The organism is Acetobacter farinalis (genome assembly GCF_011516935.1).
GTDB lineage: Bacteria > Pseudomonadota > Alphaproteobacteria > Acetobacterales > Acetobacteraceae > Acetobacter > Acetobacter farinalis.
The window spans coordinates 16616-30016 of record NZ_WOTF01000017.1 but is presented as its reverse complement, the minus strand read 5'-3'; the positions used below and the strand labels follow the sequence as shown (position 1 = coordinate 30016).

The 13401-nt window shown below is 57.8% G+C and carries 11 protein-coding genes; 7 read left to right on the top strand and 4 right to left on the bottom strand.

Annotation, left to right across the window (positions count from 1 at the left end; translation table 11 throughout):
- Window positions 1–27 precede the first annotated feature (27 nt).
- Window positions 28–921, top strand: coding sequence for a methylenetetrahydrofolate reductase [NAD(P)H] (gene metF, locus GOB82_RS10780; RefSeq protein ID WP_265794571.1), 894 nt, complete (start codon window positions 28–30; stop codon window positions 919–921).
- Here metF and GOB82_RS10775 read toward each other — a convergent pair.
- Both GOB82_RS10775 and GOB82_RS10770 read right to left on the bottom strand, forming a co-directional pair.
- Window positions 912–2024 (bottom strand): glycerophosphodiester phosphodiesterase, encoded by a 1113-nt coding sequence (locus tag GOB82_RS10775; protein WP_166122931.1) that lies wholly within the window; start codon window positions 2022–2024, stop codon window positions 912–914. The genes metF and GOB82_RS10775 overlap by 10 nt on opposite strands.
- Before the next feature lie 10 nt (window positions 2025–2034).
- Window positions 2035–4530 carry a TonB-dependent receptor gene (locus GOB82_RS10770; RefSeq protein WP_166122929.1) on the bottom strand — a complete coding sequence of 832 codons (2496 nt, stop codon included), beginning with the start codon at window positions 4528–4530 and terminating at the stop codon, window positions 2035–2037.
- Window positions 4531–4792: 262 nt separating this feature from the next.
- Between GOB82_RS10770 and GOB82_RS10765 the strand changes: the two genes are divergently transcribed.
- The 4 genes from GOB82_RS10765 to GOB82_RS10750 all read left to right on the top strand — a co-directional run bounded on the left by GOB82_RS10765 (window position 4793) and on the right by GOB82_RS10750 (window position 9741).
- Window positions 4793–6148, top strand: coding sequence for an autotransporter strand-loop-strand O-heptosyltransferase (locus GOB82_RS10765; RefSeq protein ID WP_242007360.1), 1356 nt, complete (start codon window positions 4793–4795; stop codon window positions 6146–6148).
- Between the two features lie 136 nt (window positions 6149–6284).
- Complete coding sequence (locus GOB82_RS10760; protein WP_166122927.1) at window positions 6285–7739, top strand: NAD-dependent succinate-semialdehyde dehydrogenase; 1455 nt, start codon at window positions 6285–6287, stop codon at window positions 7737–7739.
- Window positions 7740–8328: 589 nt separating this feature from the next.
- Window positions 8329–8913 carry an acyl-homoserine-lactone synthase gene (locus GOB82_RS10755; protein WP_166122925.1) on the top strand — a complete coding sequence of 195 codons (585 nt, stop codon included), beginning with the start codon at window positions 8329–8331 and terminating at the stop codon, window positions 8911–8913.
- Window positions 8914–8988: 75 nt separating this feature from the next.
- On the top strand, window positions 8989–9741 hold the full coding sequence (locus GOB82_RS10750) for a helix-turn-helix transcriptional regulator (RefSeq protein WP_166122923.1): 753 nt from the start codon (window positions 8989–8991) through the stop codon (window positions 9739–9741).
- 24 nt (window positions 9742–9765) lie between these two features.
- On the opposite strand, the gene GOB82_RS10745 is transcribed toward GOB82_RS10750, so the two are convergent.
- Window positions 9766–11217 (bottom strand): cryptochrome/photolyase family protein, encoded by a 1452-nt coding sequence (locus tag GOB82_RS10745; protein WP_166122921.1) that lies wholly within the window; start codon window positions 11215–11217, stop codon window positions 9766–9768.
- Window positions 11218–11636: 419 nt separating this feature from the next.
- Here GOB82_RS10745 and msrB point away from each other — a divergent pair, with 419 nt between their 5' ends.
- Window positions 11637–12029 (top strand): peptide-methionine (R)-S-oxide reductase MsrB, encoded by a 393-nt coding sequence (gene msrB, locus GOB82_RS10740; protein ID WP_166122919.1) that lies wholly within the window; start codon window positions 11637–11639, stop codon window positions 12027–12029.
- Between the two features lie 32 nt (window positions 12030–12061).
- Window positions 12062–12481, top strand: a complete 420-nt coding sequence (locus GOB82_RS10735; protein ID WP_166122917.1) for a DUF4112 domain-containing protein — start codon at window positions 12062–12064, stop codon at window positions 12479–12481.
- A 99-nt stretch (window positions 12482–12580) separates the two neighbouring features.
- On the opposite strand, the gene GOB82_RS10730 is transcribed toward GOB82_RS10735, so the two are convergent.
- On the bottom strand, window positions 12581–13285 hold the full coding sequence (locus GOB82_RS10730) for a TetR/AcrR family transcriptional regulator (protein ID WP_242007359.1): 705 nt from the start codon (window positions 13283–13285) through the stop codon (window positions 12581–12583).
- Window positions 13286–13401: the final 116 nt, after the last annotated feature.

The window sequence follows — 13401 nt, the reverse complement described above, 5'->3', positions numbered from 1 at the left end:
TATTTTCCTTCAGGCACCCGGCCCCCTGTGTCTGGCTTTCCTGTTGCCCCGGCGCGGTCTTCCGTGAAAACACCGGTTATTTCCTTTGAATTCTTTCCGCCTAAAACCGAGGGCGCAGCCCGGAGCCTCCAGCAAACGGTGGCAACGTTGGCTGGCTTCGCGCCGGAGTTCCTGTCTGTCACATACGGGGCCGGGGGCACCACGCGGGACCGCACACTTGCCACCACGGCAGAGATGGTTCGGCAGGGTGTTGGCCCTGTTGCCGGGCATCTGACCTGTGTCGGCGCAACGCGGGAGGATGTGAACGCCGTAGCGCAGGAATACTGGGCCGCGGGTGTGCGCCATATTGTGGCGCTGCGGGGGGACCCCGGCACTCCGGGTAGCCGGTTTGAGCCGCATCCGGGGGGATACGCCCATGCGGCAGACCTTGTGAAAGGCCTGAAGACCGTTGCGGATTTTGAAATTTCTGTTGCGGCATATCCGGAAACACACCCTGAAGCGGTCAGCCCGCAGAAAGATATAGAGTATCTGAAAGCCAAGCTGGATGCCGGGGCCACCCGCGCCATCACACAGTTCTTTTTCGTGCCGGAAGCCTTCCTGCGCTTTCGGGACAGAGCCGTGGCCGCAGGCATCACAGCGCCCATCGTGCCGGGTATCCTGCCTATCGCCAATGTCGCGCAGGCGTATAAATTTGCGGAGTTATGCGGGGCCGGTATTCCGGAAACGCTGCGGGCTACACTGGATGGGCTGGATGCCCACCCGGAAGCCCGCGCCATGGTCACCACCGCTCTTGCGGCGGAGCTGTGCCGCACCCTGCTGGCAGAGGGTGTCGAGCACCTGCATATCTATACCCTGAACAGGGCGGAGCCGAGCTATGCCCTGTGCCGCCTGCTCGGGGTGATGCCTGCTCTTCAGGCCTGATCCACCGCCATGCGGCCAATGGCCGGGTCATCCGTAAAGAAGCCGTCCAGACCCATGTCCAGATAGCGGCGGATTTCGGCAACAGACCCGGCAACATTGCGGGCGGCATCCCCCTCCGCATTGCGGAGTTGGCGCGGCAGGAAGTAGTTTTCCGGGCGGCAGGTATAGGCATGCACCAGCAGGCCTGCCGCGTGGGCATCCTCGACCAATGTAGACGGTTCAAGCCAGGCGCCCTGCGCATCACGCGGGATAAGATCGGTCAGGGATGGTCCGATCACATCCGCATAGCGCCGCACCTCCTTCAGCCCTTCCGGGCGCATCAGGTCCCCAAAGGTGGTTTTCTCACCTTTGGCGGCCAGATCCGGCGGCACGTTCGTGCGTTCGCCCATCAGCAGCATCAGGCGTGCCTGCGGGTTGATGGCCTTGACGTCCGTACCAATGCGCTGAAGGTTTCCAGTCTCGAAAGACTGAACTTCCAGCGGAGCCGACCGTGTGTAGAAATGCGCGGCAATGGTGCGCAGGAACAGCGCTTCGGGGTCAAACCCCAGTGTGTGGAAATGGGTGGAATGCTTGATCTCGGGGATCAGCCCGATCACCCGCCCGCGTGCGGCGGATTCCGCAGCCACGAAATCAATCATTTCCTCAAAGGTCGGAATGTCAAAATGCCCGTTATAGCGGGTATTATGCGCGCGCAGAGGGGCCAGACGTTCCTTTGCCCGCAGTGTTTTCAGCTCGGCCAGCGTGAAGTCTGTTGTAAACCAGCCGGTCGTGTTTCTGCCATCGATGGTTGTGGTGCGCTTGCGTCCGGCAAATTCCGGGTGCTGTGCCACATCCGTTGTTTCGGTAATATTGGTTTCATGGCGGCAGACCATCACGCCATCCTTGGTCAGGACAAGGTCTGGCTCCACAAAGTCCGCACCATCGGCAATGGCTCTGGCGTAAGAGGCGAGGGTGTGTTCCGGCCGCAGGGCGGAGGCCCCCCGGTGTGCAAACACCAGGGGACGCGGCGCGAGAGAGGGAGCTGCCATTGCCCGCCGGGTTCCCCCGCAAAGAGCCGCGGCGCAGGACGCAACCAGAACGGAGCGACGAGAAAATGTCAGCATGAAAACCGCCTCAGAACGTTGTGCTCAGTGTCAGGAAGTACATCCGCGGCGCGATGGGGAACGCCGTATACTGGCCGGATGCATTTGTGGTGTTGAGGGTAGACCAGCCTTTTTCATTTGTCAGGTTGGTAATGTTCCCCTGCACATGCAGGGAGCGGATGTGCGGAATACCCGTGAAATCATACCCGGCGTTCAGGCTGAACAGGGCATAGGCGCTGGCATGCAGATCGTTGGTGAAGGTTGTGTAGCGTTTGCCCACCACATCACCAATAAACTGCGCGTCAAAATTCCCCCAGCGTGTGGAGGCCACGAATTTTTCCGCCCAGTTGGGCACACCAGCCACATTGCGGCCAGCGGTATGCACCACGGAGGTGCCGTTCAGGTAGTTATCGTTGTAGGTCGATTTGTTATAGGAAAGCGCATTATAGAAAGAGAAATGCGGCCCGAACTGCGCGGTGAAGGAGAAATCCATCCCGTCTGTGGTGACAGACCCCACGTTGGTCAGCGTGGTGGCGCTGCCCACAATGGAGGAGAGCGTCTGGGTTGTGGCAACCGCAAGCAGACGGTTGGAGAAGCGGACATGGTAATATTCAAGCTGGCCACTGATGTTGGTCAGCGGTCCGGCGTTCACATGGCGGTTCGTCCGGAAGCCGGTTTCATACGTCCATGATGTTTCCGGCTTGCCGTGCTTGCGGAATTCATCAAACGCCTGCTGGCTTGTCACACCCCACGGGGTGGCGTTGCCATAGCCTGCGGCTTCAAAGGAGCGCATGTTTTCCTGAATGTTGGCAAACCACTGCTCATGCGGTGTGAAGTTCCACAGCGCACCAAAAGCGGGCAGGAACGGCTTGACGGAGGCAATGGTGCCACCGGGAACCGTAATGGCCGTTTTGGGGGAGAGTGAGCCCGGCAGGCCCGCCACCGGCAGGGTGCCATTGGTGTAGACCAGTTCGGACTTGAACCCGGCATTCAGCGCGAATGTCTTGGTCACCTGCCAGGTGTCCTGCAGATGCGTGGTCCAGGTGTTGGTGTAGAAATTGTTGGTGTACTGGTCAATCAGCGCATTCTGCTGGCGATCATACGGGTTGGTGGGGTTGCTTGCGCTGAACGGATACCACCGGCGGGCCTGCGTGTTGTTGTTGCGTTCGTACCAGCCGCCCAGTTCAATGTTATGATGGCCCAGATGGTAGTGCAGGCTGCTCATGATCCCGCCGCGATTATCCCAGTATTCCGTGGTGCGGGTTGCCATGCCGGACCCGCCAAACACGTTGGAAAGCTGGGATGAGCTCTGGTTGGGGAAGTAGGCGGAGAACAGGGTGGGCAGACCAGCCGCTGAAATCGGGCCAGCCACAACACCTTCGCCCAGATCATGATGATAATAGATCTGTGTATCCCATTTCAGATCCTTGCTGAAATTATGGGACCATTTGGTGTACATCAGATAGTCTTCACGCTGGGCGGCGGAGTAATAGTTCTTGTAGTTCAGCCCGGCATTTTTATAATCTGCAGAGCCTTTGTAGTAATTGATGGCTTCTGAAAGATTGGGATACATGAAGGGGCGGACATAGAGGGAGCCGCCATTGGGCATGACAATGCCATCTTCGTTCGGCTCAACCTTCTGTGCCCAGTCGAAAAACACGCTGATTTTGTTTTTTTCGTCTTCATGCACAAATTTTGCGTTGACCTGATTGCCACCCTGATGCCCCGCGAAATCCCACGCGCGCGCATCCTGGCGGCCCCATGAGACATACGCGGAATTTCCGTTTCCGAAATTCCCTGTATCGATACGGGCAAACGTGCGAAAGGTGGACCAGCTCCCGAACGTCTGGTTCAACTGGCCACCGGCATGGTGCAGCGGGTCCTGCGTGGTGAATTCCAGCGTGCCACCAAGGTTACTGGTGGAGGCCGTTCCCAGCGCACCGGCACCTGTCGCCACGGAGGCGGAGCCGATATTTTCACTGATCGCAGCGCGCTGCGGGGTCAGGCCGTTATAGTTGCCATAATCCTGGTCGCCCAGCGGCACGCCATCCAGCGTGTAGCCAAGTTGGTTTTTTGCAAAACCGTGGATAAAAAGAGAGGAATTCTGCTCGTTGTTGCCCCACGGGTCAGCGTTGTTGAACACGACACCCGGCAGAATTTCCAGAGATTTGATCGGGTTGATCCCGGGCAGGATCCGCTGCATTTCCCGATGCCCCACCGTCTGTTCAGAACGGCTGTGGCGGCCTGTGGCAATAATCTGTTCGGCATCCGCCGCATGGGCCTGGCCGGAGGCTTTTCTGGCGGTATGCCGGGGGGCTGTGTCGGTACCTGCGCCAACGCCGGTGGCAGCGGCAGCGCCTGTCACTGCGCTTGTGCGTGTGGAGGCAGTCCGCACCGGAGCGTGGTGATGGGCATGTTTTACTTTACCCGGCTTCGCGGGAGCTGTTGCGGCATATCCTGTGGAGAATGCCAGAGGAGAGCAGAAGAGCCACAAGGCAGCCCGACGAGAAAAGGGCAGGAAAGACATGAGGATAACACTGTCCTGAAATCTGTTGAAACCGGAACGGTGTTTAGGGGAAATGTTCAAAAATGAATGTTACAGTTTTGTGTCGATGTTCTTTAAAAAATATTTATCAAACAAAGATTTATGCGAACTGGAATTTTTTGTCGTTCTCCCGCGGAATAATCTTGCGGCAACGTAGGTAAACAAATGTTAATTGTCCTTGTCGGGCGTAAATTAGTAAATTTTTTGTCACGAAATTTGATGTATTTTTTTCAGGTGATGTTCTTTGTCTGACACTGTTATGCCCGAGTCTCCCGTATCCGCCCTGTCGGTCCCTCCCGTTCCGCAGGAGCCGGCTCCATCTGCCGGTCAGGGGCCTGTTCAGCCAGAAGCCCCTGCCGCCCTGCCTGCACAACCCGCTCAGGCTCAATCCGCTCCGGCCCAACCTGCTGGCAGACCCGCGTATCTGGAAGCGCCAGCCATGCCGGTCATGGCTGGCCCGCATGGCATCCGGTATGATTTCAATCTCGGCGCTCGTGTGCATCTACCCCAGCGTACGGAAGGCAAATGGCGTGTCACCCTGCAGGATCTGGACACGGGCAATGTTCTCTTCCTGCATGAAACCACCGGCGCCACCATTTCCTCCAGCAAACGCTATTATGTGCGGTTTGGCATCGAGGTGGTGGAAATCGGGGCAGATGGTGTTGAACGGCCGGTTTTTGAGCACAGTTATGATGCGCGGGAGCAGGAGGTTATCATCCAGCTTCCGGTCGGCACGCTGGGGGATACGCTGGCATGGTTCCCCTATGTCGCCCGTTTTGCCGAAGTGCGCAGCGCAAAAGTCACCTGCCTGATTTCCGGCCTCATCCTGCCGCTGCTGAAGGATGCATACCCAACCATCACCCTCATGACATCAGAGGATGCGGAAAAGGCGGGCGTGCACACCACATCCTACGCTACATACTGCATCGGCCTGTTTTTTGATGACAAGGATTGCATCCAGCAGCCCACTGATTTCCGCTTTGTGGGCCTGCATCGTACGGCGGGTTATATTCTGGGCGTCTCTCCGCATGAAGAGCCTCCGCGCCTTTCCCTGCCGGATGACAGCCGCCCCATCAAGGAACCGTATGTCTGTATTGCCGTGCAGGCCAGCACCCAGTGCAAATACTGGAATAACCCTACAGGCTGGCAGGATGTCATCGCGTTCCTGAAGGAAAAGGGCTACCGGGTAATCTGTATTGATCAGAAAACCGTGCATGGCACGGGCCTTGTCTGGAACCATATTCCTCATGGGGCGGAAGATGAAACCGGAAACCGTCCGCTTGCCGAGCGTGCACGCTGGCTGAAGCATGCAGATGCGTTTATCGGCCTCAGCTCCGGTCTGGCCTGGCTGGCCTGGGCGGCGGGCACAGAGGTGGTGATGATCTCCGGCTTCACCCACCCCACAAACGAGTTTGAGACACCCTACCGCGTGATCAACTGGCATACCTGCAATTCCTGCTGGAATGACCCGAAGGAGCGGTTCGATCATCACAATTTCCTGTGGTGCCCGAGGCATGAGAACACGCCGCGCCAGTTTGAGTGTACGCGTCTCATTACAAGTCAACATGTTATCACTATGCTGAAAAAACTGTTCGCCTGACCCTCATGGGGGGCAGCGTGAGTTGCCCCTTGCATCCTGCGTGCTGAAGGTGCTTTTTCGTAAGGGAACGGGCCTGAATCACGGGAAGGCTGCGCCGTGGTGGCGCGCTGGTCGTGGCACTCCGGGGAGACCTGTCATGTCGCAGGATTTTATCAGCACTCAGCTTCTGGTAGCCGGGCATTGGCAGGACGCGGCGGATGGCCGCACCCTGCCGGTGTTCAATCCCGCTACCGGAGCGCAGATCGGTCAGGTAGCCCATGCCTCCGAAAAGGATCTTGCCCGTGTGGCCGAAGGGGCCGCGCAGGGTTTTGCCGTCTGGCGTGCTCTCACCGCATGGGACCGCTTCCTTATCATGCGGCGTGCGGCCAACCTGCTGCGTGAGCGCGCGGAGCCGATCAGCCGCATCATGAGCCGCGAGCAAGGCAAGCCACTGGAGCAGGCTCTTCTTGAAATCAACGCAGCCGCAGGTGTGATCGAGTATTTTGGGGAAGAAGGCCGCCGGTTGAATGATGCGCTCATTCCCGCACGCGCGCCCAATGTGGAGCAGCGTGTGCTGCATCGCCCCATAGGTGTGGTGGCCGCCTTTACACCATGGAACTTCCCCATCAACCAGATTGCCCGCAAGCTGGGCGCGGCCCTTGCGGCCGGGTGCGCCGTGATTGTCAAGGCTCCGGAAGACACCCCGGCCTCTCCGGCCGAACTGCTGCGGGCGTTTTGTGATGCCGGTGTTCCGGCAGGCGCGGTCTCGCTGGTGTATGGTAACCCTGCGGAAATTTCCGAATATCTGATCGCACACCCGGTGGTGCGGAAAATCTCCTTCACCGGCTCCACACCGGTTGGCAAACATCTGGCGGCACTGGCTGGCGCGCAGATGAAGCCCGTCACAATGGAACTGGGCGGCCACGCTCCGGCTATTGTGTGTGAGGATGCAGATCTGGATAGTGCCGCCCAACGCCTCTGCGCGGCCAAGTTCCGCAATGCCGGGCAGGTGTGTATCGCTCCCACCCGCTTCCTGTTGCACAAAAGCATTGCCGCGAGCTTTGTGGAAAAGTTCAAGATGCAGATGAACAGGCTCAAGATTGGTCAGGGGCTTGAAGAGGGCGTGACCATGGGGCCGGTGGTGAGTGAACGCCGCCTGAATGCTCTGAATGAGCTGGTGGCCGATGCTCGGGAGAAGGGCGCCATCATCTGGCAGGCTGACGTCCCCCTGCCGAATGAAGGCTGCTTCTTTGCGCCCACCCTTGTGCTCAACCCCACATTGTCCATGCGAGTGATGCAGGAAGAGCCGTTTGGCCCGATTGCCCTTGTGTCGGAATTTTCCACCATGGCGGAGGCAGTGCAGGAAGCAAATCGCCTGCCCTATGGTCTGGCGGCATACGCTTACACCCGGAACGAACGTACGGAGCGTCTATTGGGTGAGCAGGTCGACGCAGGCATGATTGCCATCAACCATCATGGTCTGGGGGTGCCGGAAGTACCTTTCGGAGGAATGAAGGACTCTGGTTACGGCACGGAGGGTGGTCCGGAAGCCGTGCGGGCGCATACACTTATCAAGCTTGTGTCCGTCGAACACGATGCACCGGAATTCTAGTTTCGAAAGGGTGTGGCTCTCATAAATGAGCATATACAGGAATGTAATCATTTATGAGAAAAGTCTTAAAATAAAACTTATCCCGCTTCCAGCAGTCAGGAACTCTTGAAACAGACACAATGCGTGCGGGATGCCATAAAGTCCTGCGCCTTGTTTTTTCAGAGAATACGTCATTTTCAAGGAAGAATAAAAGCGTATCTGGAGAGTGGTGCGGTGATATCCACTCTTTATAAGGGAGAGGATATCACCGGATGTTTTTTATAAAGCCGGAATTCCAAGCATAGTTCCGCCGCATTTCCAGATTAGTCACATGCCCTGTTGCATAATCACCATACCAGAGTGGCTCATTTTTCGGAATAATTGATTCTTTCGTGACGTACTTCAGAGAAAGTCTTTATCACGAAGAGTATTGGCTCTTTTTGGCTCTCTCCGTATGCTGTCCGGTGTTGAGAGGCCGGAAAGCAGTTCATGAGCAGGGGAGCCCCATGCCTCCACGCGCGTTGCAGGAGGGGGAGGGCTCAGCCAGCCATGTCGGAAGAAGGGCGCGTAGCAGGGCAGAGTGGATTTAAGGCTGACACAGGCAAATTATATGGTTTATGAATTTTCTTATGCTGAGCGTGACCAGTACGCCGATATCTATGAAAAAATACTTCGGTCCAGAGAATGGTTTTCTGAAAAACATCCTGAGTGGGATGCATTGTTTCCGAATAATCCAGCAGAAGATGAGTATGACCGGCTCTGCAATCCCATGTATATCGTGGCCGAAGATGAGGCCGGGGGCGGCATAGCCTCTGTGCGTGTCCTCCCCACAACCGGCAAGACTATGCTGCGGCAGGAGTTTGCCCGGTATTTTGACGGCAGTCCCGATATTATCAGCCCCGATGTATGGGAGCTTTCCCGTCTGAGCGTTACGGCAGATACAGGGAGCCTTGTCGGGCGGAGCCTTGCTCTGGATGTGCTGAAAACTGTTTACGCGCGTGCGTTCAGCAATGGTGTAAGCCAGCTTGTTGCTGTGTATCCCAAATTCAAATTGCGTCTGTACCGGCGGCTTGACTGGATGCCTGCTTCCGTCAGCTCAGGAGAGCGGGAGGAGCAGGAGCTGTGTCTTGGTGTGTGGGATGTGACTCCTCTCGCCCTGCGGCGCCTGATAGAGCTGCAACTGCGCGCCTTTTAAAGAATTAACGTTCAGGTAAGTGGTTCGGGTATATACTGGCCCGTCCACCCGGTAAAAAAGAGGCAAGGTGGCGTCATGATACCGAGGAAAGCACCGTTAAGCGTCATACGTCCCGGCGTTTTGCAGGGGCTTGTTGCCGCCCTCACGCACGCGCAGACACTGGAAGAGCTGAGTGCCATTCTGGAAACACTGCCCGAAAAATGCGGCATGCTGAATTTCATCTATTATTTCATGGGGGAAAATGGCGTTCTCCGCCCAGACAATTTTACATGCACAAATTACCCGGAAGAATGGAAAAATCGTTACTACGAAAAAGATTATCTTTTTGTTGATCCCGTTGTCCGGCGTGCCACGCAAACCAGCCTTCCGTTTGAATGGCGGGAACTCTCGGTTGAAAAAAGCACGCCTTCCTACAAGATGATGATGGAAGGTCTGGATTTCAACGTGGGGAATGCGGGGCTGAGCATTCCCCTTCGGAGTGTTGGCGGATCATACGGCCTGTTTGCCATTACCAGCGAAAATGAGCACAAATTTGATGGTATCAATCGCATTGGTTACGCGCGGGAATATCAGATTCTGGCCAATTATATTCATGAGGCCTATGTCCGCATTGCTGCCTTTCAGGTTTCCGGTGTGGTGGAGCTTTCAGGTGAGGAGAGGGCCTGCCTGAAGCTGGCGGCGGAGGGGCTTCTGGGGCAGGAGATTGCCCGCAGGCTCAAGATGCCGGATTCCGTCGTGCGGCTGTGCCTGCGGGTCGTGCGGCACAAGCTGGGTGCGGCCACCACGGAGATGGCCATCCGCAATGCGCTCAGCCTGGGCATGATCTGAAACAGGCTGGTGGATAGAGGATCTTTATCCCGCGGGCTTCAGGGTCTTATACCGCTCCAGCGCAATAGCGCGTGCCTGTTTGAGGTCAACAACCGGGTGCGGGTAGGTGCTGCCTGGCACAAACTTCAGATGGCGCGCCAAGGTGGCATCCAGCTTCCACGGGGTGTGGATCAGCTTGTCGGGCAGGGCTGCCAGTTCCGGCACCCAGGTGCGGATATATGCGCCAGAAGGGTCAAATTTTTCTGATTGCCCGACCGGGTTGAAAATGCGGAACCATGGAGAGGCATCAATACCGGTGCCTGCGCACCACTGCCAGTTCATGGCATTCATCGCCGGGTCTGCATCCACCAGCCGTTCATAAAACCAGCGTTCACCTTTACGCCAGTCTGTCAGGAGATGTTTGGTCAGGAAAGAGGCCACCACCATCCGCACGCGGTTATGCATGGTGCCTGTTGCCCTGAGTTCGCGCATGCCCGCATCCACCAGCGGATACCCGGTGCATCCGTCTTTCCATATCTGGAAGGCCTCGGCATCGTTCTGCCAGGCCATCTGGTCAAACTCCGGGCGCAGGTTGCGGGTAGGCATATCCGGCTCATAAAAAAGCTGCATCCACGCAAAATCCCGCCAACCCAATTCCGAGAGGAATTTTTCGGTGTTGAGATGGTCGCCGCTGCGGGCTTCCGCCTTTCTGGCCGCGTGCCAGACTTGCCGTGCGGAAATCAGTCCGGCACGCAGATAGGGGGAGAGACCAGAGGTGCCTTCCCTGTCCGGCCGGTCGCGGTCTGTTTCATAGTGTACCAGCGCGGTTTCCAGAAACTCATCCAGAGCAGTCTGTGCGGCGTTCTCGCTACAGGGCCAGTATTGCGCAGCAAGAGTGGCATCAGCAGGCAGATCTGGCGCGTGGAGCGCACTTGGTGTGGTCGCTGTAGAGTATGGCTCTGGCACAGGTGCGAACCGGATTTCTGCCGGAGCGGGCAGGGGGAGGGCCGGCTCTCCCAGTTCCCGTGCAGCGCGCCACCATGCGGTGAAGATACGGTAGGGCTGTCCCGCACCGGTGCGGACAGTCCAGGGTTCGTGCAGAAGTCGGGCCGCGAGGGAATGCACAGTCACGCCCTGTTCCGTCAGGACGGATTTCAGTGTGGTATCCGTTTCCCGGCCCGCAGGGTCATAGCGTCGGTTCCAGAAAACCTGTGAGGCCCCGGTGGTTTTCACCAGATCGCACACTACCGGCAGTGTCTCTCCCTGTGGGACGAGAAGACTGCCTCCCCGCCGGGCAAGCGCTGTTGCAAGTGCCGTGCATGCCTGCCCCATCCACCAGCCGATAACGCCTTCAGGTTTGAAAACCTCGTCCTGCACCGCTACACACAGCACGGGTTGGCCGGTTGCGCAGGCTGCGTGCAAGGCGGGATTGTCGGTCAGGCGGAAATCATCCCGAAACAGGACAAGGACAGGGGGTGAGGAGGCAGGCGTTGTCATGGCGGAACAGTGCCTTGCGTGCGGGAGAGATGCAAGGTACTGCATCCAGAGGACATGGAGGGCGCATGTCACCGTTGCGTTCTACGTCTGTCAGGATGGCGTGGTGCACTGGATTTTTGCGGAATGGCTCTTGTCATGATGGTATGGTCCGACAACGTCTGTCCAATGGTCTTTCCCCGTCATTATTTTCTGGCACAATTTTCTGGCACATCGTTTCCTGCCACGAGCCTTCAAAGACGCCTTATTCAAATAAGTCTTGTTCTGATACATGTTCTCCAGGCTATCCCTTCAGGTGCCCTGTCCGGCAGGTTTCGCCGTATGCTGGGGGCTATGCTGCAATGATACGCTCTACTGGGCGCGCCTGTTTATGTGTAACATGGCAAAAATCCGATGTGCCCTGTGTATGAAGGAACCTTCTCATGACCCAGTCCTGCTCCCCCACCGGGTGCGGCCCGCGTGCTCCCCTCACGCCCGAGCAGGAGCATATCCTGCGGGAACACGGTACGGAATATCCCGGATCCAGCCCTCTCAACCATGAAAAGCGCTCCGGCCTGTACCATTGCGCAGGCTGTGGACACCCCTTGTTTGAGTCCGGGACCAAATATGAAAGCGGCAGTGGTTGGCCATCTTTTTATGATGCCCTACCCGGAGCGGTGGAAACCACACAGGACAGCCGGCACGGCATGGTGCGCACGGAAGTGCATTGCGCCGCCTGCAAGGGGCATCTGGGCCATGTGTTCCCGGATGGTCCCCGGCCAACCGGCCTGCGTTATTGCATGAACGGGCTGGCGCTGGATTTCAGGCCATCTTGAAACCACCTTCGCACTCTCCCATCTCGAAGGGTATGACAGTGTCCCGCACCTTTGCCCGGCCCGGGCTTCAGTTCCACCCCGCAAATGGTTCTTCCCGCCCTGCGGAGGATGTCGCGCAGCGCCTCCGCCGCATCAGACGGCTGGCATGGGTTCTGGATGCCGCCTTCCGCCTGCCTGGCACACGTTTTCGGGTAGGGGTGGATGCCCTCGTGGGCTTGCTGCCGGTAGGGGGACCTGTCGTGATGGGCCTTGTCTCCCTTTATATCGTATGGGAGGCTTGGCGTCTGAAAGCGCCCGCATCCCTGCTGGCCCGTATGATGGGTAATGTGCTGCTGGAAACGCTGGTGGATACTGTCCCGGTGGCGGGAGATCTGTTTGATGCCGCCTTCAAGGCCAATTTGCGGAACGTCGCACTGCTGGAACAGCACTTCGGGTATGTAACCTCAAGTTAGCCTGTCTCTGGCGCCGGGTTTTCTCTGGTCACGCAGTCCGTTTATCCCGTGCAGGGGTATTGTGGCGGCCTGCTTGCCTGCTCCCTATACCGTTCCGCGTCACCGTTTCTGGGAAGCCCCTGTGTCCGCGCCCACACCGCGCAGGAACAAGGTCCAGGCGCGTTCAAAAAACGCTTCCCGTTCAGTTTTGTCTTTCAGGGGGGTGAGACCAAACAGGCTCTGCTTCATGGGCCAGCCTGTCAGCAGGCCCGTCCAGAGGCAGACTGTGGTAGGGTTGGCGTGCCCGGGTTCAATTTGCCCGGCCTTTTCTGCGGCTTCCAGAAGGCGCAGGAAATTGGCGTGAAACGGCGTGTTGATATTCTCAATCGCATGCGTCATCAGACCGGGGTAGCGATAACCATCGGCAATCAGGATCCGGTAGGTTCCCAGCGCATCGGGCCGCACGATAAAGTCCAGCATCAGGCGGCTGACATGCTCCATCTCTTTCAGGGGGTCTTTCAGCGGTGTTTCTGCCATGGTGCGCAGCAGGGAGGCTGAGAGGTTGGTGATCACAGCCGCGAACAGGGCTTCCTTGGAGGGATAGCGCCGATAGAGCGTCTGCTTGCTGGCTGAGGCCTTACGCGCGATCTGGTCAATGGAGGTTCCCGCATAGCCGTGCTCGACAAACAGGCTTGCCGCCACTTCAAGCAGATGCTGGTCAAGCTGTTCGGCACCTGAAGGGGTGGGCCGCCCGCACCGACGCTTTTTCCCGAGCAGGCAGGGGTGCGCCATATCCATCGGGTTGGCAGCATCGGGTTTCGTCATAAGCCACAGACCTCAAAGAGCGGGGGAGAGTTCCAGAGAAAAGATAGCAGGCAGGGTGCAGGCCGCTCCCGTCTTCCTCCCCTGAGTATAACAGGACAGTCCCTGTATAGCAGTCT